This is a genomic window from Actinoplanes derwentensis, from assembly GCF_900104725.1.
Taxonomy (GTDB): domain Bacteria; phylum Actinomycetota; class Actinomycetes; order Mycobacteriales; family Micromonosporaceae; genus Actinoplanes; species Actinoplanes derwentensis.
In genome coordinates, this window is record NZ_LT629758.1 from 2330334 (window position 1) to 2354948 (window position 24615).

24 protein-coding genes and 2 pseudogenes are annotated in these 24615 nt (G+C 70.6%); 18 read left to right on the plus strand and 8 right to left on the minus strand.

Features of this window, described 5'->3' with window-relative positions:
* Positions 1-3 precede the first annotated feature (3 nt).
* A complete protein-coding gene (locus BLU81_RS10855; RefSeq protein ID WP_092543961.1) occupies positions 4-276 on the minus strand; it encodes a response regulator in 273 nt (90 codons plus the stop codon).
* Positions 277-340: 64 nt separating this feature from the next.
* Positions 341-559 (minus strand): annotated as a pseudogene (locus tag BLU81_RS52250) (IS30 family transposase); the annotation flags it as partial.
* 168 nt (positions 560-727) lie between these two features.
* Between BLU81_RS52250 and BLU81_RS10865 the strand changes: the two are divergent.
* Complete coding sequence (locus BLU81_RS10865) at positions 728-2941, plus strand: sensor histidine kinase (protein ID WP_172890524.1); 2214 nt, start codon at positions 728-730, stop codon at positions 2939-2941.
* A 244-nt stretch (positions 2942-3185) separates the two neighbouring features.
* A pseudogene (locus BLU81_RS50480) lies at positions 3186-4027 on the plus strand (recombinase family protein).
* Between the two features lie 40 nt (positions 4028-4067).
* Here BLU81_RS50480 and BLU81_RS10875 read toward each other — a convergent pair.
* Positions 4068-4400: an MDR/zinc-dependent alcohol dehydrogenase-like family protein gene (locus tag BLU81_RS10875; RefSeq protein WP_092543965.1), complete on the minus strand. Its 333-nt coding sequence runs from the start codon at positions 4398-4400 to the stop codon at positions 4068-4070.
* Between the two features lie 106 nt (positions 4401-4506).
* Here BLU81_RS10875 and BLU81_RS10880 point away from each other — a divergent pair, with 106 nt between their 5' ends.
* Positions 4507-4989: a helix-turn-helix domain-containing protein gene (locus BLU81_RS10880; RefSeq protein WP_092543967.1), complete on the plus strand. Its 483-nt coding sequence runs from the start codon at positions 4507-4509 to the stop codon at positions 4987-4989.
* Between the two features lie 238 nt (positions 4990-5227).
* On the opposite strand, the gene BLU81_RS10885 is transcribed toward BLU81_RS10880, so the two are convergent.
* Together BLU81_RS10885 and BLU81_RS10890 are read right to left on the minus strand one after the other, a co-directional pair.
* The gene (locus BLU81_RS10885; RefSeq protein WP_092543969.1) at positions 5228-6298 is read right to left on the minus strand and encodes a hypothetical protein; all 1071 of its coding nucleotides are present in this window, start codon (positions 6296-6298) and stop codon (positions 5228-5230) included.
* Positions 6299-6407: 109 nt separating this feature from the next.
* Positions 6408-7631: an MFS transporter gene (locus BLU81_RS10890; RefSeq protein WP_157751463.1), complete on the minus strand. Its 1224-nt coding sequence runs from the start codon at positions 7629-7631 to the stop codon at positions 6408-6410.
* Positions 7632-7698: 67 nt separating this feature from the next.
* Here BLU81_RS10890 and BLU81_RS10895 point away from each other — a divergent pair, with 67 nt between their 5' ends.
* Positions 7699-8640: an ArsR/SmtB family transcription factor gene (locus tag BLU81_RS10895; RefSeq protein ID WP_157751464.1), complete on the plus strand. Its 942-nt coding sequence runs from the start codon at positions 7699-7701 to the stop codon at positions 8638-8640.
* Between the two features lie 11 nt (positions 8641-8651).
* The gene (locus tag BLU81_RS10900) at positions 8652-9644 is read left to right on the plus strand and encodes a hypothetical protein (protein ID WP_092543973.1); all 993 of its coding nucleotides are present in this window, start codon (positions 8652-8654) and stop codon (positions 9642-9644) included.
* On the opposite strand, the gene BLU81_RS10905 is transcribed toward BLU81_RS10900, so the two are convergent.
* Positions 9631-10491, minus strand: coding sequence for a hypothetical protein (locus tag BLU81_RS10905; protein WP_092543975.1), 861 nt, complete (start codon positions 10489-10491; stop codon positions 9631-9633). The genes BLU81_RS10900 and BLU81_RS10905 overlap by 14 nt on opposite strands.
* Before the next feature lie 55 nt (positions 10492-10546).
* Between BLU81_RS10905 and BLU81_RS10910 the strand changes: the two genes are divergently transcribed.
* Complete coding sequence (locus BLU81_RS10910) at positions 10547-10906, plus strand: DoxX family protein (RefSeq protein WP_092543977.1); 360 nt, start codon at positions 10547-10549, stop codon at positions 10904-10906.
* Positions 10907-10937: 31 nt separating this feature from the next.
* Here the strand turns inward: BLU81_RS10910 and BLU81_RS49115 are convergent, their stop codons facing one another.
* Positions 10938-11570: a hypothetical protein gene (locus tag BLU81_RS49115; RefSeq protein WP_092543979.1), complete on the minus strand. Its 633-nt coding sequence runs from the start codon at positions 11568-11570 to the stop codon at positions 10938-10940.
* Between the two features lie 89 nt (positions 11571-11659).
* Here BLU81_RS49115 and BLU81_RS10920 point away from each other — a divergent pair, with 89 nt between their 5' ends.
* The 3 genes from BLU81_RS10920 to BLU81_RS10930 all read left to right on the plus strand — a co-directional run bounded on the left by BLU81_RS10920 (position 11660) and on the right by BLU81_RS10930 (position 14806).
* Positions 11660-12415, plus strand: coding sequence for an intradiol ring-cleavage dioxygenase (locus tag BLU81_RS10920; RefSeq protein ID WP_172890525.1), 756 nt, complete (start codon positions 11660-11662; stop codon positions 12413-12415).
* Positions 12416-12509: 94 nt separating this feature from the next.
* Positions 12510-14114, plus strand: a complete 1605-nt coding sequence (locus BLU81_RS10925; RefSeq protein WP_197686184.1) for an IS1182 family transposase — start codon at positions 12510-12512, stop codon at positions 14112-14114.
* A gap of 143 nt (positions 14115-14257) precedes the next feature.
* Positions 14258-14806 (plus strand): GNAT family N-acetyltransferase, encoded by a 549-nt coding sequence (locus tag BLU81_RS10930; protein WP_092543981.1) that lies wholly within the window; start codon positions 14258-14260, stop codon positions 14804-14806.
* On the opposite strand, the gene BLU81_RS10935 is transcribed toward BLU81_RS10930, so the two are convergent.
* Positions 14767-15534 (minus strand): SDR family NAD(P)-dependent oxidoreductase, encoded by a 768-nt coding sequence (locus tag BLU81_RS10935; protein WP_092543983.1) that lies wholly within the window; start codon positions 15532-15534, stop codon positions 14767-14769. The genes BLU81_RS10930 and BLU81_RS10935 overlap by 40 nt on opposite strands.
* A 90-nt stretch (positions 15535-15624) precedes the next feature.
* Between BLU81_RS10935 and BLU81_RS10940 the strand changes: the two genes are divergently transcribed.
* The 9 genes from BLU81_RS10940 to BLU81_RS10980 all read left to right on the plus strand — a co-directional run bounded on the left by BLU81_RS10940 (position 15625) and on the right by BLU81_RS10980 (position 24614).
* Complete coding sequence (locus tag BLU81_RS10940) at positions 15625-16482, plus strand: helix-turn-helix transcriptional regulator (RefSeq protein ID WP_092543985.1); 858 nt, start codon at positions 15625-15627, stop codon at positions 16480-16482.
* Positions 16469-17257 carry an inositol monophosphatase family protein gene (locus BLU81_RS10945; protein WP_092543987.1) on the plus strand — a complete coding sequence of 263 codons (789 nt, stop codon included), beginning with the start codon at positions 16469-16471 and terminating at the stop codon, positions 17255-17257. The genes BLU81_RS10940 and BLU81_RS10945 overlap by 14 nt, the downstream gene beginning before the upstream one ends.
* Before the next feature lie 240 nt (positions 17258-17497).
* Positions 17498-17929, plus strand: coding sequence for a hypothetical protein (locus tag BLU81_RS10950; protein WP_092543989.1), 432 nt, complete (start codon positions 17498-17500; stop codon positions 17927-17929).
* A gap of 146 nt (positions 17930-18075) precedes the next feature.
* Positions 18076-18507 carry a VOC family protein gene (locus tag BLU81_RS10955; protein WP_092543991.1) on the plus strand — a complete coding sequence of 144 codons (432 nt, stop codon included), beginning with the start codon at positions 18076-18078 and terminating at the stop codon, positions 18505-18507.
* A gap of 58 nt (positions 18508-18565) precedes the next feature.
* The gene (locus BLU81_RS10960; RefSeq protein ID WP_092543993.1) at positions 18566-19168 is read left to right on the plus strand and encodes a DUF6518 family protein; all 603 of its coding nucleotides are present in this window, start codon (positions 18566-18568) and stop codon (positions 19166-19168) included.
* A 14-nt stretch (positions 19169-19182) separates the two neighbouring features.
* Entirely contained in the window at positions 19183-20007 is an 825-nt protein-coding gene (locus BLU81_RS10965; protein WP_092543995.1) for an SDR family oxidoreductase, read from the plus strand.
* Positions 19988-21133: a molybdopterin molybdotransferase MoeA gene (locus BLU81_RS10970; RefSeq protein WP_092543997.1), complete on the plus strand. Its 1146-nt coding sequence runs from the start codon at positions 19988-19990 to the stop codon at positions 21131-21133. The genes BLU81_RS10965 and BLU81_RS10970 overlap by 20 nt, the downstream gene beginning before the upstream one ends.
* Positions 21130-21669: a uridine kinase family protein gene (locus BLU81_RS10975; protein ID WP_092556899.1), complete on the plus strand. Its 540-nt coding sequence runs from the start codon at positions 21130-21132 to the stop codon at positions 21667-21669. The genes BLU81_RS10970 and BLU81_RS10975 overlap by 4 nt, the downstream gene beginning before the upstream one ends.
* A gap of 110 nt (positions 21670-21779) precedes the next feature.
* Complete coding sequence (locus tag BLU81_RS10980; protein WP_092543999.1) at positions 21780-24614, plus strand: MXAN_6230/SCO0854 family RING domain-containing protein; 2835 nt, start codon at positions 21780-21782, stop codon at positions 24612-24614.
* Position 24615: the final 1 nt, after the last annotated feature.

Genomic DNA, 24615 nt, shown 5'->3' on the forward strand with positions numbered 1-24615 from the left:
GTGTCAGGGGATGACCTGGGCGGACGTTGTTTCGCGGTTGCGCGGTTCAAGGATGTCCTTGACCGCGGTGATCAGGTCGTGATTGGTGAACGGTTTGGTGAGCATGGCCGAGGGGCGGATCTGTGTGACGTCCGGTGTGCCGGGCAGCAGACGGCCGCTGAGGATGACGACGGGGGTGTCGTGCAGGTCGGGATCGACGCTGATGGCGCGGCACAGTTCGAGCCCGGTCAGCTGGGGCTTGTCCCGGTTGACCCCTATCGAGTACGAGACCATCATGACCCCACCGGCCAGTCAGGCCGCGTGACTCGACCTGTCACCTATCGGTGCAGCAGACCCGCATGACAAACCGTGGGCTTCGCTCGGTCGGCCGCCGACGCCGTTTGCGCAGCGGCCGGCTGGTGCGCAGTCGCTTCGTCAGCTGGCGGTGCAGGCCACCCCTTCCCCCGTGGTAAAGCGCCTGGTAGATCGTCTCGTGACAGACATGCCAATACAGCCGATCAGGGTGCGTCAGACGCAGCCACCCCGCAATCTGCTCGGGACTCCACTCAAGCTCCAGCTGGGTGGCCTTCGGAATGATCGGCTCACGCTGCATCTCGGCTTGCGCCGACCGGCTCTGCCGATCGGCGCTAGCGTGTCCGGGAAAGGGTCAAGGTTCCGCCGCGGGCCGTGGCGGAACGGCATGGCAAACAAGGGTTTGTCTGACCTTAGTGCGGTCGGGGGGTACCGCATGTCCGGTTCTGATCGTGCCACGTCGGGTGTAAGTCATGCTGCTGCCGGGATACCGGGACTGGCCGACGGTGCTGTCGCGGAACTCGCCACTGATCAGCGGCTGCTGAGGCGGTCGGTGTGGCTGGTACGTGCCGTCGCGGCGGGCACGATGTTCCTGGGTGCTCTGGTGCTGGCGGGGTGGGCGTTGCGGGTGGATGCCCTGATGCGGGTGGTGCCGGGGGCGTCGTCGATGAAGCCGATGACGGCGGTGAGCTTGACGATCCTCGGGTTCGGCTTGGCCGCCGCGGGCAGCCGCTGGCGAGGCCTGCGGCTCGCGGGCTTACTGGGGTGCTCGGCTGCGGCGGCGATCGGTGTGCTGGTACTGGTCCAGTACGCGACGGGCGTGGATCTGGGGGTGGACCGGCTGCTGTTTCCCTCGATGATCGCCGGTGACTGGATCGCCACCTCGCATCCGGGGCGGATGGCGCCGAACACCGCGGCGGCGACCGTGCTGCTGGCCGCGGCGCAGATACTGACAGGAACAGTGACCACGCGCCGCCGTATCGCGGGGCTCGGCGCGCAATCGCTGTGTGCGGTCGCGGCGGCTCTGGCCATGATCGGGCTTTACAGCTACGGGCTTGGGGTTTCCCCCTTGCAGCGGTTCCTGGGCCTGACCGGGATGGCCGTGCACACCGCCGCCGCCGTGTTCATGCTGTCGGTCGCGACGTTTCTCCTGCGGCCGTTGCACGGCCCGGCGCGGCTGATGGTCACACGGGGCCCAGCCGCGATGCTGACCCGGGCGCTGCTGGCAACGGCGATCTCGGTCCCCCCTCTTCTAGGCTGGGTCCGGCTGCACGCCCAGTACCGTCTCGGCCTGTTCGACACACGGCTGGGCATAGCGTTGCTGGTCATCGGCAACGTCATCGTGTTGGCCATGATCACTCTGGTGGCCGGTGCCCGCGCCGCGCAACTGGAGGCCGAACGCGACCACTCCGAGATCCTGCTCAGCCGCCACGCCCAGTTGCAAGCCGTCATGGACAACATGCCGGCAGCCGCGTTCCTGAAAGATGCAGGCGGCCGGTACATCATGGTGAACGAACACTTCGACACCCATTTCGGCGCGGGCCGTGGCACCGCGGTCGGGCTCACCGACCACGACCTGTTCGACAGCGACACCGCCAGCCACCTCGACCAGCGCCTACAGCAGGCACTCACCGACGGCGCCACCGTGCGGTTCGAACATGTCATCGCCCTGTCCGGTGAGCCGCACACCTATCTGTCGGCGCTACTCGCCCTGCGCCAGGTAGCCGGTCAGGCCTACGCGGTGGCGGGCGTCAGCACCGACATCACCGATCGCAAGAAGGCCGAGACGAAACTCACCGAGACCGCCGAAGCCTTACGATCCGAACTGGTCCACCGGGAGACGATCGAGGCCGAACTACGCGCCCGGCAAGCCGACCTAAAAGCATTCGCCTACGGCGTGGCCCACGATCTCAAGGGGCCGCTGGCCTCGATCAGCGGGTTCGCGGAGATCATCGGAACCGACCTCGCCGACGGCGTCACCGATCCCGGCGAACTGACGCCGAGCCTGGAACGGATACGCCAGGGTGTGGACCGGATGCAGCGATTCATCGACGACCTGCTCGCCTACGCCACCGCCAGGGACGCAACCCTCAACCTCGAACCGGTCGACCTGCAACCGCTGGTCGAACAGATCGTCGCCGAACGCACCGATCACCTCCGCACGAACCACACCGGCGAGAACCCGGCACGATTCCCCGACATCTACACCCGCCAACTCCCGACCGTGTACGCCGATCGCCTGCTCTGCCGGCAACTGCTGGACAACCTCATCGGCAACGCCCTCAAGTACACGGCGCCCGGACAGCCAGCGCACGTCGAGATCAGCGCGCAGGCGGGACCTCCGGGCTGGGCCGGGATCACCGTCGCGGACCGGGGCATCGGCATCCCCGCCGAACAACACCAGCAGATCTTCCACACCTTCCACCGCGCCACCAACGGCAGCAGCTACCAAGGCACCGGCCTCGGCCTAGCCATCTGCCAACGCGTCGTGGACCGGCACCACGGCACCATCACCGTCACCGACAACCCCGGCGGCGGTAGCCGCTTCACCGCCACACTCCCGCTCAGACCCCCCACACCGAACGACGACCGCACCGATCCGGATCCGACCAAGGACACCGACATCACGCCAGCGAGCGCCCTGGGCTGACGCCGCTTCACCTACATAAGATCCGGGGACCCTGCGATGTCGCATCCCCCGTTTCCCGGACAGAATCCTGCTCGCTTGCGGCGTCCACCTCCCGTGCGCTGTTTCATAGGTGTTCGCTTGTGAAACAGTCGGCGAGGCGCTTGCCGTCCAGGGCATCCTTCGTTTCATAGGTCGTTGCATACGGCCGAGGGAACGAAACGTCATATGAAACACTTTGCGGGTGAGCGACGACGATTTCCTGCGCGTGGAAGAGCGCGACTGCCCGATGTCCGCATGCGCCGCCCCGGCCGGCTCGCCCTGCCGGACCGGCAAGGGCAAGGTCGCCGTCCAGAACCACACCGCACGCTTCCGGCTCGTACCGCACCTGACCAAGACTCTTGGCGTCGCCACCCCCGCCGTCCGCAAACCAGGGCCGGCCTGGACCGAACTGCCCCGACCTCCCGCCCGTGACGCGGAGCCGGCAGGGCAGGTCCGGATCGGCTACGCCCGCGCGTCCACCGTCCGGCAGTCCCTGGACACCCAACTCGACTCGCTGCGCTCCGACGGCGTCACCCGAATCTTCTCCGAGAAGATCTCCACCCGCGCCACCCGCCGGCCCGAACCCGACAAGGCCGTCCACCTCGCCCAGGAGATCCGCGCCTCCGGCGCCGCGGTCACCCTCGTCATCCACGAACACAAACGACTCGGCCGGGCCTGGAACTGGCAGCCCTCGCCGAGCAACTGAAAGCGTCCGGCGTCGGCCTGGAGTTCCTCACCGGAGAACTCCAAGGCTCACACGACCCGTCCGGGATCGTATTCACCGTACTCGCGGCGCTGTCCGGGATGGAACGCGAATACATCCGCAACCGCACCCTGGAAGGCCACGAATCCGCCCGCAGCAGAGGCAAGAACATCGGCGGCGCCAGCGTCACCGACAGCGACATGCTCTCCATGGCCCTGCACCTGCGCAGCCAAGAGCTGAGCCTGCGCGACATCGCCACCCGGCTCGTCATCACCAAAGGCAGAAGAAAGGACAGCACCCATCTCCCGCGACGATCCTGCGCCTGCTCCGCGAGCACGAGGAAACGACCGCCGCGGCGGGGGTGAGCGCCCGACCAGGCGCCGAGGCCACTCACGGCTCTACCCATCAGTAACTTTGGGGCTGGTGACAGCTACTCAAGCGCGGGGCCAACTGGGCGCGGCTGCCGACAGCGATCGCCCGGACGGCCCCGGCGACACCGAACAGCAGGCGCGAGTCCACCGGCCGGGGAGCGCCGATGGATGGGCCCGCGAGTGAACCGACGAGCGCGACGACCGCGAGCGCACGCAGCGACTGTTCGAGGTCTCCGGCGGTGTCGACGATCCGGTCGGCACCCCGGCCACCGCTGACCGCACGGACCGCGGCGGACCAATCAGACCCCGCACGGACCGCGGTGTGCCGGTCCGGCATCGCGTGGACTTCGCCGGGCCGGTCCGGCATCACGGAGCGGTCGACGACGTGCCGGGCGCCCAGGCCCCGAAGCCGCCGCTCTGCGGCAGGTACTCGGCCCGCAACGGCCCGTCGCGCCAGCCGGGAAACAGAACCGATGAACACCGACGGATTCCCGGCCGCGTTGCGTCGGTGGCGTACCCGGCGGCGGGTCAGCCAGCTCGAACTGGCCACCCGGGCCGGGACCACGCAGCGGCACGTCAGCTTTCTGGAGAGCGGCCGGTCCACACCCGGCCGGGCGATGATCGTCCGGTTGGCGGAGTCCATCGAGGCGCCGCTCCAGGAACGCAACGAACTGCTGCTCACCGCCGGTTTCGCGCCGGCCTATCCGCAGACGGATCTGGACGATCCACGCTTGGGACCGATCAAGAGCGCATTGACCACCATCTTGTACGGCCACCAGCCCTACCCCGTCGTGGTCGTCGACCGGCACGGTGACCTGATCATGGCGAACGCCTCGTTCGGCACGCTCGTCGGTGGCGTCGGCACCGCCACCGATGTCGCCGTCGCCGAGTTGCGCCTGGAGGCGTTCCTGCCGGCCGACGAGGCGACCGCAGCAGCGCTGGCCGGGCTGCGCTGACCTCGACGGCTCAGCTCGGCCGACGGGCGGGAAGGGATCAACTTGGCCGGAGGGCGGGGAGCAGCACGCCGTCGAAGATCGCGGTGAAGAACTCCAGGTCGACGGGGCGGCGGCTGGCAGATCACCAACCGCCGGATCCGGGGCATCTGGAGCAACGGCGACCCCGCGGTCCCATCCGTCACGCTGGGGTGACACCTATCGGTCGTTCGCACTGGTCAGGGCGAACAGAAGATCAAACTCAGCCGATGGTACGACGGATGCCGCGTCGCACCCGGGCCAGCATGCCGGGGCGTCCCGCCGGGACCAGGCCCTGCAGGTCCTCAGCGTGACCGATCATGCCGATGATCGTCTCGATGGCCGCGTCCAGGATCTGCCGGTCGTCCAGTTCGTCGGGGCTGTGTGACTGCCGCATCCCGGCCGGGCGCAGTTCGCCCAGGTCACCGACGATGTGGCAGTCGTAGTCGCGCAGTTCGGTGATCTGCTGCTCGGCCAGGCCCATCACCCAGTCGGCACGGTCCAGCCCGACCCCGAAGCGCACCTCGTTGTCGCGTTTCTGCAGCACCGCCCGGACCAAATGCTGCTGCACCACCCGCTGGTACGGCATCCGGTGCGGATAACGGTCCCCGAGCGCGGCGTTGACGCGGCGCAGCACCTCGATCTCGGGCGCGCCGAGTGACGGGTTGGAGGTCGGCGCGGCCGGCTCGCACACGCCGCCGGGGATGCCGAGGACGCCGGCGAACCGCTGCCACAGCAGGTCGTGCGACACCCCGGCCGGTGGGACCGTGACCAGGTGCCGCTGGGCCGGCGGCACCAGGTCGGCCCAGCGCAGGAACATCCGGTTGGCCGTGTAGTGCTCCCAGAACTGCTCGAACTCGCCCTTCTCCACAGCGGCGAGGAAGTCCTCGAACCGCCAGGTGCTGCGGGCCCGGATGCTCTGCTGCCACATCGACGGCAGCGTCCGCCACAGGTCACGGGCGGCCACGACGATGTGCACCTCGGCCGGCTGCAGCGTCTCGACGGCACGTTTCGCCTGTTCAGCGCTGGCCGCGCCAAAACCCTCGCTGGTCAGGATCACGTCACCACCGAAGGCGGCGGCCTTCTCGGCGAGCAGATCCCACGTCCAGTACGCCTGCGGGTCCCGCCACGGCACGGCACGCAGATCGGTCATCGCCTGGTCGTGGGCGGCGAACGTCGCCGGGATCAGGATGCCGGCCTTCTCCAGGCGCTCGGCGTTGTCGAAGAGCACGTTCTGCACATAGGTGCTGCCGGTCTTGGGTGCCCCGATGTGCACGAACACACGCTTCGCCATGCCGTCCCCACTTCTTTCCCCGTTCACCGTCCGTTGAATGATCAACAAAGCAAGTGAAAAGTTGATGACACAGTCCCGTATCAGGTGTTTACGTCGGGTGACGGGTGGCCTACGAACGGCGCGCCTGGGTGCTGAGCAACGGCACCAGGGCCGCGATCACGTAGACCACACCGCACGCCAGCGCCACCGGGCCCGCACCCAGCGCGGCGGCCAGCGGTCCGGCAGCCAGCTGGGACAGCGGGATCGCGATGAACGAGAACAGGTCGTCGAAGGCCGACACCCGCGACAGCGCCTCCCGCGGCACCCGCGTCTGCAGGGCGGTGTTCCAGGTGATGGCCGAGATCGTGAAACCGAGGCCACCCACGAACGCCGCCACGGCCACGATCCACGGTTCACCGGAGAAACCCAGCGCCAGCAGTGGCAACGCCGGAAGGACCCCGAACAACCGGCCGGTACGCAACGGTCGCCGGAACACCAGCCGCACCGCCACGACGCTCATCAGCAGCAGCCCGGCCGCGCGGACCGACAGCACCGCACCCCAGCCGAGCGGGCCACCCCGATCCGACACCAGCATCGGGCCTAGCACGTTCCACGGGCCGACGTTGACCGCGTTGATCACCGCGAAGGACACGCTGGTCAGCACCAGCCAGTGCTGCGACCGGAAGATCCGCCAGCCGGCCACGAGGTCACGCCCCAGCCCGGCGGCGGCCGGCGTCCGGTCCCCGACAGGCGTCCGGATTCTGGGCGGCAGTCGCAGGAACAGCACCGCCGCCAGCAGGTAGCTGCCCGCGTCCACGGCCAGCGCCCAGCCCCCGCCGGCCGTGGCGGTGAGCAGGCCGGCCACGGTCGGCGCGATGATCCGTACGGCGTGGCCACTGCTGGCCAGCAGCGCGTTGGCCCGCTGCAGATCGGTGTCGGCGACGAGTTCGGGCACGATCCCGCGCAGCGCCGGCGACGCGAAGGCACCGGCGGCCCCGGCCACCAGCGCGAGCACCGCGATCGACGGAAGGTGGTAGCGGCCGGTGAGCAGCATGACCGCGACACCACCGATGGCGGCCGCGCTGACCGTGTTGGCGGCGATCAGCAGCAGACGGCGGCTCATCCGGTCGGCCAGCACTCCGCCTGCCAGCAGCAGCACGAGCATCGGCACGATGTTGGCGGCGAGCACGATGCCCAGGTCGGTGGCCTGACCGGAGGATTGAAGCACCGCCAGCGACAACGCGACAGTGGTCATCGAACTGCCGAACATGTCGATGGTACGGCCGGTGAGGAACCACCCGAACCGGCCGCGCAGGAGTCGCCGTACCGGGGTGGTGGAGAGATCGGTGGTCACGGCCGCCATCGTCGTCGCGTACCGCCGCGGGTTTGAACTCTTGCGGCAGATGCCGCAAGGTCGGCGCATGACCTTGATCCGGCTGGGCCCTGACGCCCTGCGCGCCAGTCGTTTCGCGCTCTCCCCACTGGCCGAGACGCTGAGCCGCCTGATCACTCTGCGCTGCGAGATCGACGGCGGCCGGCCCGGTCCGCAGGCCCGGGCGCTGGCGGACTGGCTCGACGGCGACCCGTTCGCCGCGGGCCTGCTACGGCTGGTGTCGGCCACGAAGTTCCTGCCCGACTTCGTGGCCATCCCACCGTCGTCGATGACGACCCGCATCGACGACGAGCTGGCGCAGATGCGTGCCGTCGGCGACATTGCGGCGCGGGCGACGATCGCCGAGGCCCGCCGGTTCGCCTGGAAGTCCGGCAGTTTCGCCTGGGCCGATACCGACGGGGTCGCCGCCTGTGCCGCGGCGGTGTTCGCCCGTGGCTGGCAGTGGTTCACCGAGCCGGACTGGCCGCGCCGGCGGGCGGTGATGGAACGTGACATCCGGCACCGGGCGGGCGTGCTCGCGGCCCACGGTTGGCGGCAGGCCATCAGCGGAATCGGCAAGATCCGGTGGGCGGGGCCGGACGCGATCCAGTTCTCCACCCAGACGCACGCGGACCTGCCCGTCGGTGATCAGGGGCTGGTGCTGGTGCCGCACACCGGGATCACCGGGCAGTGGATGTGTGAGGCGCCGCCCCGGTTCGCCCTGGTCTATCCGGCGCGGGGTGCCCTGGAGCAGGTGCCCGTCGCCGCCGAGGGCATCGCCAGGCTCATCGGGGAAGGCCGCGCGCGCGTCCTGGCCGCGCTGGCCGATCCGACGACGCCGTCTCAGCTCGCGGTGCTGCTCGGGGTGTCGCTCGGCACCGTGTCGGGGCACCTCGCGACGTTGCGTGACGCCGGGGCGGTCGTGGGGCGGCGCAGCGGCCGGGCGGTTTATTACGAGCGAACGGCGCTGGGTGATGCCCTGTCCCGCTGATTGTCATACCCGTGGCCGATGATGATCAGGTGATCTGTTTCGTCTACCGCTCCCCCTATCAGGGTCTGCTCGGCAAGCACGTGCGCTGGCTGCCCGACGCGTCGGTGCTCGACTGGTTCCGCCGGGCCTTCGACGAGTCCCGTCCCGACCCCGCCGCGTGGCTGCACGCCGAGCTGGGTGTCGAGGTCTACGGGCTCCACACGATCTTCGACAAGCCGCGGGCCAAGCCCGAGTCGATGCGTGAGCTGCGCAAACTACTGAAGAAGCATCTGTACGTGGAGGGCAAGGTGATCGTCGGTGACCACAGTGTCCGCGCGCTGACCGACGACGACGAGGTTCCCTTGGCGTATTTCTTCCTCGACCAGAGTGCCGTCGCCGAGCGGCCCGGCCGGCTCGCCTACGCGGTCCACGAACAGTGGCCGCTCCCGGCCGATTCCGCCCGTCCGAGTGACGGCGAGCCGGTGACGACGATCGTCACCTCCCAGATCGGTGACGTCGACTGGGACACCCAGGGCGCCTCGGTGCGGTTGCCCGGCGTGCGGGTCCCGGATCTGGCCGCCTGGTTGCGGCGGTCCGACGTGCACGGTGACTGGCCGTACGAAGTGGTGCTCCTGCGGGCCGCGGTCGGTCCCGATGACGACCTGGCCGCCGCGCTGGACCGGGTCAACCGCTGGGGTGCCTGGCACGACCAGTACCTCGACGTCGACGGCCTCGCCGGGGACCAGGCGAAAGCACACCAGGTCGTCCGGTCGGTGCTGGCGCGGACCGCGGGCCTCGACGAGATCCCCGGGCCGCTCGGCAGCCGCTCTCCGGCCAAGAGCCGGATCGAGGTCGGCGAGCATCTGGCGCAGGCCAGTCTCCACCTGGACGACAACTACGGTCACCAGCAGTTCTTCGTCTTCGACGACGTGTGGGCGGCCAGCCACCCGGCGCTGGCGAAATCGATGCGGCGCTGGTTCGTCAAATCCTGGGACCCGCTGAAGGGAACACTCAAGCCGTCGTAGCCCGCTCCCACAGGTCGTCGAGGACCGTCCCGGCCGGCACGTCGCGGCGTTCGGCCTCGGCGATGACGGCCCGGGTCAGGTGCTGGGCGGCGTAACCGATCAGGTGCGCCGGCTCCAGCTTCGCGGCGAAACCCTTGGCGATCGCGGCGGCCGTGTCGAGGTTCCCGGCAGCGACGTCGGCGGCCAGCGCGTCGAGCGCCGGGTTGCCGTCACCGGACTCGGTGCGGCCGTTCAGCCCGTGCACCAGCCCGAAGTACCAGACCAACAGGTCCGCCGGGTCACCGGTCTCGGCCAGCATCCGCAGCCACTGCCGTTGCGCGTCGGTGTCCCCGGCGACCTGTCCCCACACCAGCCGGAAGGGCGCTTCGGAGATCAGGATCAGTTGGTCGGCCCGGGCGCAGGCCAGCCGGATCATGTCGGTGTTGTTGTCGAACTGCGTCACCATCGCGGCCAGCGCCAGGACCGTGTCCATCGGCGCGTCCAGGGCCAGGTCACCGGCCGCCCCGAGGAGCCGGTGGGCAGCCCGCCGGCAGAGCAGCGCGAAGTTCGGTTCGCCGAACCGGCGCACCGTCTCCACCACCAGGGCGCGCAGCTCCGGCCGGGGCGCGTTCAACCGCCCGATCGACGCGAGCAGCGCCTCGACCAGTTCGTCGCTGGCGGCCTCCTGAACGATCTGCAACACCTGCCCGGAGGCGACCAGGGCGGTCTGCGTCAGGTCGACGGTCCGCTCATCGCCGTTCTGCTCCCGCACCAGCGCCCCGGCCCGCTCCGGATGCCCGGCCAGGAATTCGCCGGCGGCGGCCCGCACGACGGCGGAGGGGGTGAGTTCGTTACCGGTGTCGCTCATGATCGAACATTCTGCCTGATGTCACATTCCAGGGGCCTGCCCCGTCTTCTCGGCTATGAACCTCGCATACATGATCGTCACCGTCGTCGCCGCCTTCTTCACCGGCAGCGCCGCCGTCTTCTACCTGATCGGCCACGAGTACCCGAAGACGCAGGCGGACATGAAAGGCATCCCGCGCCGGTACGTGCCGGTGCTCGGCCTGCTGCTGGCCGCCGGTTCGGTGGGGCTGCTGACCGGTTTCGCCCTCCCCGCGGTGGGCACCGCCGCCGCGGTCGGCCTGGTGCTCTACTTCACCGGGGCCCTGATCGCCCACCTGCGGGTCGGCTCCCGCAACCTGGTCGGCTGGGCGATCTTCTACGTCACGGTCCTGGCGAACCTGGCTCTGAACCTGGCCGAGTCGACCACCTGGTGGTGACCGGCTCCGACCAGGGGCCGATGACCGGCTGTCAGGGGCCGACGACCGGCTCGAAGTCGGCCGGGGCCACCGCGTAACGGGCCGCCAGCGCCGCGTCCAGTCGCGAGGTGTCCGGGAACACCTCGTGGTAGGCGTCCGACAACCGGTCTTCCGCCTCGTCGTCGTCACGGTCACTCGCCGCGGCCGGCAGCTCGTCGATCACCGCGGCCAGGTCGTTCAGGCCGAAGTAGCGAGCACCGGCTGCGGCGGCGGCCAGTTGAGCGGGTTCGCAACTGTCCGCCGCGTGGTTCGGGCCGCCGTTCTGCACCACGTTGTCGACCAGGATCAGGGCGGCCAGGTGCCGGTCGCCGGGGCCGGTGCCCTCGTCGGCACAGGCCCGATTCCAGATGCCACGCAGTGTGTCGAGGTCGGTCATCCGATCATTGTCCGCTTTCGCGAACAGATGCCAGGCCAATGCGTACAGAATCAGGGCCGCACCGACCCCGGACATCGCGCCGATCACCACCGCGCGTAGCGAGGGTTCGGCCAGTTGCAGGCCCGCCCCGACGACGCCGCCGGCCGCCAGGACCAGTAGCGGCCACCAGCGCGCGGGCCGGGCGGGAGCGGCCGGAGGCCGACGGCACAGCGGCAGGATCGCCGCCGGATGACTCAGAGTGAACGGCATAGTCAAATGATCATGTCAGGCGCGCGCACCCGCCCCCGGGGTGGCTGCATTCGCCAGCGGGCCGGGGCTCGGGTGGGTTGAATGAGGCAGTGGCGGACACCGAGCACGATCATGACGGCGGGCTGGCCCGTGACCTTCCGATGCTGCGGCGCCGGCGACTGCTCGGGGTGGTGGGCGGCAGCGCGGTGGCGGCGCTGACCGGCGCCGGCCCGGCCTACGCCAGCATTCCGCGGATCCCCGAGGAGACGGCCGGACCCTATCCTGCCGACGGTTCGAACGGGCCGAACATTCTCACCACGTCGGGACTCGTGCGCCAGAACATCACCCGCAGTGTCGGCAAGGCCAAAGGGGTCGCCAAGGGCATCCCGCTGATCATCAAGTTGCGGCTGGTCCACGCCGCCACCGAGAAGGCCGCCACCGGACTGGCCGTCTACCTGTGGCACTGCAACCGTGACGGGCTGTACTCGCTCTACAGCAAAGGCCTCACCGGGGAGAACTACCTGCGCGGGGTCCAGGCGAGCAACAGCACCGGCTGGGTACGGTTCACCAGTATCTACCCCGCCTGCTATTCGGGCCGCTGGCCGCACATCCACTTCGAGGTCTACCCGAGTGTCGCCAAGGCCACCAGGGCGAAGAACAAGCTGCACACCTCCCAGCTCGCCCTGCCCGCCAAGACCAACGCGCTCGTCTACGCCACCAGCGGTTACGCCTCCAGCAAACGCAACGTGTCGCAGGTCAGTCTGGCCACCGACAACGTGTTCTCCGACGGCTACGCCCAGGAGCTGGCCACCGTCACCGGCTCGGTCACCAAAGGCTTCACCGCGGTCCTCACCATCGGGGTCTGAGCACCAGACGGGGTCTAGGTGACTGGTGTTAAATGGCGGCTTGTCACCCGTACGATGAATATAGCTTTGTTTCGATTTTGGTTATTTTGCTGGGATGACGTTGGGTAGGGCGTCGCAGCAGTCGGACCCCGCGGATCCGGTCAGGCGGTTCTGCGGGGCGGCTCTCGCCCCGAACTCGATCTTTGTGTTCCTCGACCAGCACCGGGACCGGCTGTTCCCCGATGATCTGTTCAGCGACCTGTTCGCGCTGGTAGGACGTCGGTCAGTGCCGCCATCACTGGTCGCGACGGTGATGGTCCTGCAACGCCTGGAAGGGCTGTCGGACCGCGAAGCCGTTGACCGGTTCACCTTCGATGTCCGCTGGCGGTACGCGGCCGGGGCCGGTGGCTTCGACGGCACCGGCCGGGCCGGGTTCGCCCACACGGTGCTGGTCGACATGCGCGAACGGCTGCGCCGCTCCGGCCGTCCGGACCGGATCTTCGAAGTCGCGTTGACCGCGGCGCGGCAGGCCGGGCTGATCGGCCGGCGCCGGGTCCTGGACTCCACACCCTTGTACGACGCGGTCGCCACCATGGACACGATCACCCTGATCCGGTCCGCGGTCCGCGGCCTGCTCACCACTGCCGGCACCGACCAGGCCGCCGCCCTTCGAGGGGTCCTGACCAGCGGAGATGACTACACCGGCACCGCGAAGCCGGTGGTGGACTGGGACGACAAGACCGCTCGCGAAGCGTTGATCGACTCCCGGGCCCGTGACGGCCACGCCCTGCTGGCCGCCCTCGAAGGGTGTGAGGACCTGCCCGAAACCGTCACGCAGGCGATGACGCTACTGGCGACCGTGCTGGGTCAGGACTTGGAGACCGGCGACGACGGAGTGTTACGGATCGCCAGGAAAGTCGCCGCCGACCGGGTGATCTCCACCGTCGACCCGCAGACCCGGCACGGCCACAAAACCCAGCACCGCGGCTTCGACGGCTACAAAGGCCACCTCGCCCTGGACCCGGACAGCGAGATCATCACCGCGGTCCAGGTCACCCCGGGCAACACCGGCGACGCCGCACCCGCCCCGGACCTGATCAGCGACCTCACCGGCCCGCCCGCCGACACCCACGACACCACACCGGCCGACGACCCGGCGGTCTACGGCGACTGCGCTTACGGCGCCGGCGAAGTCCTCGAACTGCTGCACGATGCCGGGATCGACATCAAGACCAAGGTCCAGGCCCCGGTCGCGCCCGGCGGCAGGTTCACCAAGGACCAGTTCACCATCGACCTCGCCGCCGGCACGGTGACCTGCCCGAACCAGGTGACCATCACGATCCGCCCGGTCGCCGGCCACGCCCGGCACGCCGGCCAGGCCGACTTTGGCACCGCCTGCACCACCTGCCCGCTCCGCACCCAGTGCACTACCTCCAAGACCGGGCGGCACATCACCATCAGCCGGTGGGAGACCCACCTCGTCACCGCCCGGACCCGGCAGACCGACCCCGGCTGGAAGGCCGACTACCGGGCCACCCGCCCCAAAGTCGAACACAAGATCGCCCACCTGATGCGCCGCCGCCACGGCGGACGCCGCGCCCGCATGCGCGGCCTGCAACGCATAGCCGCCGACTTCAGCCTCCTCGCAGCCGCCACCAACCTCGCCCGACTCGCCACCATCGGACGCACCCACCAACCCCAAGGATGGACCCTCACCTGACCGGCCGAAAACCCCTCCACCAGGCACTACCCAAATCAACGACCGCCACTATCCCTCACTGGCAGCAACCCTCAAAGCCCAACGCGGGCCGATCAAGGACTCTGATCAACCCGCGTTTAACACCAGTCATCTAGGGTGGCGCGGTGAGCGAACTGTGGACCACCCGCCTGCGTCTGCGACCCTTCCGTCCCGGGGACGTTCCGGCGGTCCACGGTTACGCCGGGGACCCCGAGGTGGTCCGGTACATGGACTGGGGACCGAACGAACTCGCCGACACCGAGGCCTTCGTCGCGGCGGCCGTGGACCCGCCGGACGGCGTCCACCCGTTCGCCGTCGAACACTCCGGCACTCTGATCGGCGCCGTCGAGCTCCGGGTCACCGCCGCCGCACACCGCCGCGGCGAGTTCGGTTACGTCCTGACCAGATCCGCCTGGGGCCGGGGGTACGCCACCGAGGCGGCCGCGGCGGTGCTCGCCTTCGCCTTCGACCAGGTGGACCTGCACCGGGTCGCCGCCACGTGCGACCCGGCCAACGCCGGTTCCCGCCGCGTGCTGGAGAAGATCGGCCTGACGTACGAGGGTCACCTCCGCGGCTACCTGCAGATCCGGGGCGAGAAGCGCGACCGCCTGCTCTTCGCCGCCCTCCGCCAGGATCAGCCCAGCCGGGTGGCGGAGATCCCACCGTCAACGTAGAGCGTGGTCCCGTGGATCATGGCCGCGTCGTCGGACGCCAGGAACAGCACGCCGCGGGCGACGTCCTGCGGCCGCACCACGACACCGGCCGGAGTGGCCGCGGTCATCGCGTCGAGGACCGGCCGGTACGCCTCGTTGCCGGGGGTCAGCGTCACACCGGGGGCGACCGTGTTCACCCGTACACCGCGCGGGCCGTACTCGGCGGCCCACGCGCGGGTCAACTGCTCGGCGGCCGCCTTCGTCGCGGTGTACATCGCGCCACCGGCGGTGCCGGTGCTCGCCATCCAGGAACCGATCGTGATGACGACGCCACCACCGGCGGTGACCATCGCCGGGGCCAGGGCGGCGACCAGGACGTGCGGGGCGCGGACGTTGACCGCGAGCATCCGGTCGAGGTCGGCGTCGGCCAGGTCCTCGGTCGCCGAGACGGGATAGACACCGGCGTTGTTGACCAGGATGTCGACCCGGCCGCCGAGCAACGACGTCGCGTCGGCGGCGAAACCGCGCAACCGGCCGTAGTCGCCGGCTAGATCGGAGGCGAGGAAGTCGGCGTGCCCGCCGGTGGCGCGGATCCGCTCGACGACGCCCTTGCCCCGGTCGGCGTCGCGGCCGCTGACCAGGACATGCGCGCCCGCCTCGGCGAGAGCGACGGCGGTGGCGGCCCCGATGCCGCTGGTGGATCCGGTGACGAGTGCGGTGCGGCCGGTGAGCCGGGAAGAAGAAGTCATGACCTCTTTCTAGGCTCGGGCTCCAGCCCGCACCAGGTCACACCGAACCTGGTCACGGCATGACCACCCATTGCCCCTTACTCTCGGGACATGTCACAAGAGCGCGCCGCGCTGGGTGCCTTCCTGCGGTCCCGCCGCGACCGGCTGAGCCCCGCCGAAGCAGGCATGCGGGCGTTCCCCGGCCCGCGCCGGGTTCCCGGACTGCGCAAGGAGGAACTCGCCATGCTGGCCGGGCTCAGCGCCGACTACTACAGCCGGCTGGAGCAGGGCCGGCAGGCCACCGTCTCGGCCGAAGTGCTCGACGCGCTGGCCCGCGCGCTGCGCCTGGACGAGGTCGAACACGCCCACCTGCACGACCTGGCCGCCCCCGGCCCGGCGCGCGGGGCCCGCGGCGCGACCGCGGTTCAGCGCCCGGACCAGGGGCTGATCCGGCTGATGGGCACCCTCGATCACGTCCCGGTCCTGCTGCTGGGCAACCGGGGGGACGTGCTGGCCCGCAACCTGCTGTTGACTGCGGTGCTCGGCCGTCCACTGCCGCCCGGCAGCTCGTTCGTCCGCTATCTGTTCCAGGATCCGGTGGCCCGCGAGCGCATCGTCAACTGGGCCGTTTTCGCGGCGGCGGCGGTGGCGTCGTTGCGGCGCGAGACCGCTCGTCACCCGTACGACAGGCAATTGACGCTTTTGATCGAAGAATTGCGCTCCGCGGACGAGGACGTCACGCGATGGTGGGACGACCACACCGTCCGTGACTACGCCTCGGTGACCAAACGCATCGAGCATCCCACCGCCGGGCGCCTGGACTTCGGGATCGAGTTCGTCGCCCCGCCCCAGGAGCCGGACCAGCGGCTGGTGATCTACACGACCGAGCCGCACTCCCGCACCGCCGCCATGCTGCCGTTGCTGGCCAGTTGGAGCGCTGATCTACCTTTTCAGGATGCCGAGCACTGATCTGGAACTGGCCATCGACGCGGCGCGGGCCGGAGCGGAGGTGGTGCGCTCCTACTTCGGGACCGAGCTGACCCACTTCGAGAAGCTCGCCGGTGACTTCGCGACCACCGCCGACATCGACGCGGAGCAGGCGATCCTCAATGTTCTGCGGGCGGCGCGACCCGGCGATCAGGTTCAGGGCGAAGAGAGCGGGCGTACGGGTACCGGCTCGCCGGATCGGCTCTGGCTGGTCGATCCGTTGTGCGGCACGCTGAACTACGCCGTGCGCAACATGCTGGTCGCGGTGAACGTGGCTCTACGAACCGGCGACCGGGTGCGTGTGGCCGCGGTGGCCGACCCGTTCGCCGGCGAGGTCTTCTGGACCGACGGCAGTTCGGCCGGGCTGCGTCACGAAGACGGCACCGGCCACCCGCTGGTGCCGTCGGCCGAGTCGAACCTGGTCGACCTGAACCTCGATCCGCCGTTCCCGAACCGGGGCACCTTCCTGGCCGCCCGGATGCTCGCCGACGACCGTTTCATCACCCGGTTCCGCCCACGGGTCGTCTCCACCACGCTCGCTGTCGCCTGGGTCGCGGCCGGCCGGCGCGCCGCCTACGTCACCGACGGTCACCTGGCGGACAGCGTCCACTTCGCTGCCGGAATCGCCCTCTGCCAGGCCGCGGGTTGCGTGGTCACCGGCATCGACGGCCAGCCCGTCCACACCGGCCGCGGCGGCCTGGTGGTCGCCGCCGACGCCCGAACACACGCCGACCTGCTGTCCCTCATCAATTCTTGACGACCAGCAGGCGCCATCCCTGCCGTTCCGGGCTGTCGGCGGCCCACTCGTGCGTGCCGAATCCGGGTGCGAACCGAACCGCAAGTCGGCACACACACGCCATGGCACGCCCGCGTCGCGATTCGGGGGACCGCTCAGTTCGGTGGCGGGCCCGGATGCCGTTCTCGCCGCGGACTACTCCGATGTTCGGCAGGCGATCAGGGGACGGCGAGTGTGAACCGGCGTTGGTAGGTTCGGGGCGTGGAGCGCGGTGAGCTGTGGTGGGCGCGGATCGACGAGATGCGGCCCGTTGTGCTGCTGACCGGCGGGGCCGGGCCCGAGTTCTGCGCGGTTCAGGTGGTGGAACCGGCCACAGCGGTGCAGCGACTGGGGTTCGTGCTGCTCACCGGGGCACAGGCGATCGATGCCGGGGAACGGCGGCGGATCGTCGCGGCGGCCGGGCCGGAGGCGCTCCCCGTCGGTGTCGAGGTATTTCTCGGAGTCGCCGAAGGCCTCGCGGCGCCCGGTGTGGTGCGGGTGGCGCTGCCGCGGGCGGACATGGTCTTCTGCACCTGGCAGACGACCGTCGGGCGGGAGCACCTGGTCGAGCGGATCGGCGTTCTCGGCCCGGCGAAGATCCGCGAACTCGACGTCGCCCTGGAACTCGCGGGCGGCGGCACAGGCCCGGTGTAAGAGGTGGCGGCACGGACCTGGCGTCAGAACACGCGATCGGGCGCGTACCGGAAGGCGGTCCGGGAGCGTGGTGAGTTCGGGTGCGATTCGCACCTTAAGTGACCACGCAACCCACGGCGGGCGTTACGGTCATTAGCATCGACGGCATGGCGTCGATGGCACAGATCTCGCTCGGGGTGGCGGATGCCGAGCGGGCCGGCCGGTTCTGGATGCGGGCGCTGGGCTGGGTGCGGCTGCCGGCCCGGTGGGCCGGTGACGACTGGCTGGTGATCGGGCCGCCGCCGGGGGTGCCGGGGGTGCCGATCGCGATGGACCTCAGTGGGAGCCCGATTCAGGAGCAGCCCCGGATCCATTTCGACCTGGATGCCGGTGCGGTGGATCTGGACACCGAGGTCGAGCGGCTGGTCGGGCTCGGGGCGGCCCGGGTCGACTGGCCGCACTACCCGACGCCGGACGAGATGGGTCCGGGTGAGATGCCGTTCGTTGTGCTCGCCGACCCGGAGGGGAACCGGTTCTGCGTGGCCGGTAGACGCCTGGCGGAGGCATCCCTGGCGGAGAACCCCGGCCGAAAGGCATAGACCGTCTCTGTCCGATGACGGATTCGGGCCGCTGCGATGCTCGTTAGGCTCGGCAACCGTGATCGTCAAAGCGGTGGGTGCCGGTGTCGCCCTGGGGTTCCTCGACTTCGTGTGGATCAAGTTCGTGCCGTTTCCGTTCGGTGGGCTCGGCAACTCGATCGCGGTGTGGGCGGTGGCCGCGTTCCTCCTCACCTACTACGCGCGGTGGAGCATGCTGCGGGGTGCCACGGCGGCGGTGATCATGCAGGTGGTGGCGGTGCCGAGCTACTACGTGGCGGCGTCGCTGATCCAGCGGGACGACTGGGCGAACCTGTGGGCGGCCTCCTCCCTGATCTGGATGGGTCTCGCGGTGGTGGCCGGAGTGGTGTTCGGGATCGGCGGGGTGCTGGCCCGGACCCCGGGCCGGCTCCGCATCCCGGCTCTCGCGCTGCCCGGGGCGGTCCTGCTCGCCGAGCTGATCATCGAGCTGACCCGGCTCGGTAACCCGGACTACCCGACCGCGAGCATCGTCGAGTACTCGGTCCTCCTCGCCGCCCTCGCACTCCTGGTCACGGCCGTCACCGGGCGCACCTGGCGAGACCGGGCACTGGCCCTGGCCGGCGCGATCCCACTGGCCGGAGCCGGATATCGATTGATGATCGCCACCGCGTTCGGCGGGTGAGTTAGCGTGGATCCATGATTCTGGTCCTGGGTGGCACCGGCACCGTCGGCAGCCGGGTGGCCGCACGTCTGCGCGACTCAGGGCGCGACGTGCGGGTCGCCAGCCGGCACACCGGGCAGCGCTTCGACTGGGACGACGAGGGCACGTGGCCGAGCGCGCTGTCCGGCGTAGCGGAGATGTTCCTGCTCCTGCCCGATCGGACCGGGCTGCCGGAGGCTTTCCTTCCGGCCGCGATCGCCGCCGGGGTCCGCCGGGTGGTGCTGCACTCCGACCGCGGTCTCGACGTGATGGGCGACGTTCAACTGCGGAAGACCGAGACTTCGGTAAGCGGGAGCGAGCTCGCCTGGACGATCGTCCGCCCCGACTGGTTCCACCAGGACTTCGAGACGTTCTTCCGCCCGGCGGTGCTCGACGGGCGGCTGTGCGTGCCGGTCGGTGACGCACGGCAGGGTTTCATCGACGCCGATGACATCGCGGCGGTGGAGGTGGCCGCGTTCGGCGACGACACGCTGATCGGGCAGGTGATCGAGGTGACCGGGCCGCGGGCGCTGTCGTTCGGCGCAGCGGTCGCGGAGATCGCGCGGGTCACCGGCCGGGTGATCGTTTTCGACGGTTCGGCCGTCGCGTACCGTTCAGCCATGCACGCCGATGGAATGCCCGATGAGGTGATCGAGGCGCTCGTGACCGGTTACTCCGCCCTGGCGGCGCGCGGTGACACCGAGCCGACCGGCGTGGTGGAGCGGATCCTCGGCCGGCCGGGCCGTGACTTCGCCGATTACGCGGCCGACGCTGCCGCTCGTGGGGTGTGGAAGGCGACCGGTGGCCCTGCCGCCGGCTGAGATGCGGTGGCAGCAGGCTCGGGCGATCGCCCGGGACAGTGCGAAACCCCTGGCCGGGCAGCAGATCCCGATCGCTGAGGCCGGTGGGCGGGTGCTCGCCGAGGCGGTGCGCTGCGCACGGCCGGTGCCGGCGTTCGACAACGCGGCCATGGACGGGTTCGCGGTCGCCGGGCCGGGTCCGTGGACGATCCGCGGTCGGGTGCTGGCCGGAGCCGTGACCGGCGGGATGCTGCTGCCGGGCACGGCCGTCGAGATCGCCACCGGGGCGCTGGTGCCGGACGGGGCGGAGGCGGTGCTGCCGTACGAGGACTGTGCCGTCGACGGCGACACCGTGCTCGGGGCCGTCGGGTCGCGCCGGCACATCCGCCGGGCCGGGGACAGTCTCGCCGCCGGGGCGCTGGTCGTGCCGGCCGGGCGGATCGTGACCGCGACCGTGGCGGCGGCGATCGTGCAGGCCGGAACCGAGCAGGTGGTGGCCCACCGGCCGCCGGCGGTGACCCTGCTGGTCACCGGCGACGAAGTGATCTCCGAGGGGGTGCCGGGGCCGGGGCAGGTGCGGGACACGTTCACCGGGCTCGTCACCGCCGTCACCGGGCGGGCCGGTGGCGCGCTGACCGAACGGCACCGGCTGCCGGATGATCGGGCGCTTCTGAAGGCGGCTCTGGACCGGGCGTCCGGTGACGTGATCGTGGTCAGTGGTTCGTCGTCCGCCGGAGCCGCCGACCACCTGCACGAACTGCTCGGTGCCGACGGCGCGACCTGGCTGGTCCGGGGGGTGGCCTGCCGGCCCGGACATCCGCAGGCCTTGGCGGTGCTGCCGGACGGGCGGTGGGTGGTGAGTCTGCCGGGTAACCCGTACGCCGGGTTGGTCGCCGCCCTGACCCTGCTCGAACCGCTGCTCACCACCCTCGCGGGCCGTCCGGCGACGGGGCTGCCGACGGTGCCGGTCACCGGTGAGACGAGACTGATGCCCGGCGGCGTGCGGATCGTGCCGGTCTCCGCCACCGGTGAACTGGTCGCCGCCGGTGCGGTGGGCCTGCACGCCGCGGCCGTCGCCGACTACCTGGCCGTGCTCGCCGACGACTGGACGCCCGGCGAGCATGCACCACTGTTGTGGGTGCCGTGACGGTACTGCTGACGCTGACCGGCGGTTCCGGCGCCGGTAAGTCCACGCTGGCCGCGGCCTTCGACACGGCGGTGGTGCTGCACGGCGACGACTACTATTTCGCGGTGCCGGGTCGTGGCGTGTGGAGCCCGGACCGGGGCGGCGTTCCGCGGCTGGACGTCGGTGACCCGCGGTCGATGGATCTGGAGCGGCTGAACGCCGATGCCAGCGCGGCTCTTGCACGGTCGCCGCTGGTGATCGTGGAAGGACTGTTCGCGGTGGCGGTCCGGCCCGATGGCGCGTACGAGCGGTTCGACGTGTTCGTGGATCTGGCCGCCGATCTGCGACTGGCCCGCAAGATCCAGCGCAAGTGTGTCGAGGGTGACTTTCCCCTGCACGTGCTGCTGGACAACTATCTCGGGGCGCGGCGGGCGGCGCACGAACGGCATGTGGAACCCGTACGCCATCGATGTGATCTGGTGGTGGACGGCGCCGAACCCGCCGCGCGCAACGTCTCGCGGATAAATGAGTCGCGGGCGATGCGGAGATCCTTCTAGGATCGGCGGCGCGGTGGGCGGCTCCCTACGGTGCTTCCTTCTCCTTCCAACCTCTGAATGATTAGCGCCGTTTCCTCCCGCCCACCGCCTCACGGGGAGGACCACCACTTTTGGATCAGCTGGCGACCGTCGTGCTGCGGCGCACCGGGCGGGTCACCGTCATCGGCGGCGGGCAGGTTCCGGCGGACGGGGCCGGATGGCTGACCGCGCTGGAGGCCGATCTGGCCGGCCGTGGCTGGGTGATGGATGTTCCGCTGCGGCGGGCCGCGACGCGGTTGCCGGTCACGGTGCGGGTGCAGTGGGCCGACTGGTTGCTCGCCGTGCTGGACGAGGAGACCGGGGCGGACCGGCCGCTGGTTCCGCTGTACCGATCGTTTCCGGACACACCCCGCGATCCGGGGGCGGTTTTCGTGCGGCGGCTGCTCACCCATCTGCTCGCCGCGCCGGACGCGCCGTGTGTGTTGTGCGGGCGCGACGAGATCGGGTCGCCGCTCGATCCGTGCGGGCACCTGGTCTGCCCGGCCTGTTTCCCACCGTCTCAGGTCAGTGGCTGCCCGGTCTGCGGCCGTCGGCTGACGGCGGGCAGCTCGTATCTGACGCCGGTCGCGCCGCCGCCCACCGTGGCGCGGGAGAAACCACAGTTCGTGGCGGAGATCCCGCCGGTGCGGGTCGCCGGGCTGGAGACTGATCCGTTCACGGCAGCCGTTCAGCTTCGCGATCAGCTCGTCGCCCGGCCGGGTGCACTCGCCGAGAGCGACCGCAGTGATCTCCGGGCGCTGGTCGCGGTCACCGCTCCGGGGCGTCTCGACTGGCTGCCCGAGACCGTGCCCAGCCGGGAGACGCAGGCGCTGCTCGTCGCGTGGGCGCTGCGGGAGTCCCCCGCGGCCGTCGACGCCGCCCGGGCCCGGTGGGAGACGGTCACCGACGTGGCCCGGACCCTGTGGGCCTATTCGGACGGCGACCCTGGGCTGCTCGTGGCGGGTTCACCACGGGTGCGGCCGGTGCCGAGGCCGTTGCGGCGGGCGGTCCTCGCCCACCTGCAGTCGCGCGGGGCGGTCAACGCGGCTGAGGACATGCTGCGGCACGGCACGGTCTGGAAACGACTCGGTGAGCGGCTCCACCCGTACGAGAAGGTGACCAGCCATCCGGCCGCCGCCGTCGCGTTCGCGGCCCTGCGGGGCACCCGCGCCGCGCGGTCCGGCGACCTGGGCCGGGCCATCCTCGCGCACGCCGGTGACCAGCTCGAACTCTCGTCCTACCCGGACGGCACCGTCGCGGTCCGGCTGCGCAGTCACGCCTCTCTGGTGGAGCGGGCGCTGGCCGGCGGGGACGTGCCCGCGGCCGCCCGGCTGCTCACCCAGCGTCCCGGTGACCTGTGGCGACGGCTCGACCATCTGCTGCGCAGTGCCGGGGATTCGCCGTCCGCGTTGTCGGCGGTGACGGCGGCGGTGCGGACGACCGCGACGCGGGTGGCGCCCGGTGTTCTCAGCGCGGCGGCGGCCCAGCTCAACCACCGTGATGCGACGGTACGGGCGTCGCCCGCCGACGTGGCGGTGCTGCGACGGTCTCGCGTCGACGCCCTGGCGGCGCGCCGGGCCCGCGCCCATGCGCGGGACGCGGTGCCGCTGGTGACCGCCTTCGGTTCCGTTCTCGGTTCAGCCCTCGGTTCCGCCGTCGACTACCCGGGCTCCGCCCCCGCACCAGCGCCGTCGGTGGATTCGTCTTCGGCCGGGTCGGCTGCTCGTGAGGACGGTTCTCCCGGGGCGGCGACCCTGGTCGGTGGGCGGCCCGGACCCGCCATGCCCCGACGGATCTTCTTTCCCAAGGGCAGCACCGTCACCACCTGGACCGAGCCCGAGAACCGTGCCGCTCTACCCGCCACCGTGATCGAGACCGTGCGGTCGACGGTCGACGGCGAGTTGGTCCGGCGGGCGTCCGGGCTGCTCCGGTTCGACCTGGCGGTGCTCGACGCCCGGCTCGCCGAGGTGCCGGCGCCGGTCCGCGAGCGGGCCGGTTCGGCGCAGCTGGCCGGGTGGCCTCGCGGCAGCATGCGGGAACTGCCCACGGCCGGGGTGCTGCGGCTGTTCCTGCACTGGGAGGAGCCGGAGAAGATCCGTGTCGACCTGGATCTGTCGTGTGCGTTCTTCGGGGCGGAGTGGCAGCGGGCGGGCTGGTGCGACTACACGAACCTGCGTTTCGCCGGTGACGCCGCGATCCACTCCGGTGACCTGACGTCGGCTCCGGCTCCGCTGGGCGCCACCGAATACCTGGACCTGGACGTGGACCGGCTGGTCGCGGCGGGCGCCCGGTACGCCGTACCGATGATCTTCAGTTTCAACGCCGTCCCGTTCGAGACCCTGCCCGCCGCGATCGCCGGCCTGATGCTGCCGTTGCGCGGCGGTGAACAGTTCGACGCCGCCCGGGTCGCCCAGCGTTTCGACCTGCAGGGCGTCGCCCAGATGATGATGCCGTTCGTGGTGGACCTGGAACGCCGCCGCCTGCTCTGGACCGACCTGACCCTGCCCGGCACCGCCGAGTACTACGACGTCGGACAGTTCGGCGACCAGCTCGCCCGAGCCGCCGCCGACCAGCAGGAACACTTCCTCGGCGGCCACCGCACCACCGTCCTGGACGTGCTGGCCTGGCACGCCGCCGCCCGAGCCGACCGCATCGTGATCGTCCACGCCGACGGCACCCGCACCGAGGTCCCCGCGTCCCCGGCCGCGATCCGCGCCGCCGCCGCACTGCCGTCCGGCGAGCCGGCGGCATCCATCGCCCCGGGGACCACGATGCTGGCGGGTGCCGTCGACGCCACCGGCCTGGACGGTCTGACGCCGGGGCCGGGTTCGGTCGCCCTCACGGTGACCGGCCATCCCGGTTCCCGCTGGACCGCGCTGAGCACGATCGACCTGTTCGGCGAGCTGCCACCCGCAGTCACCGGCTGAG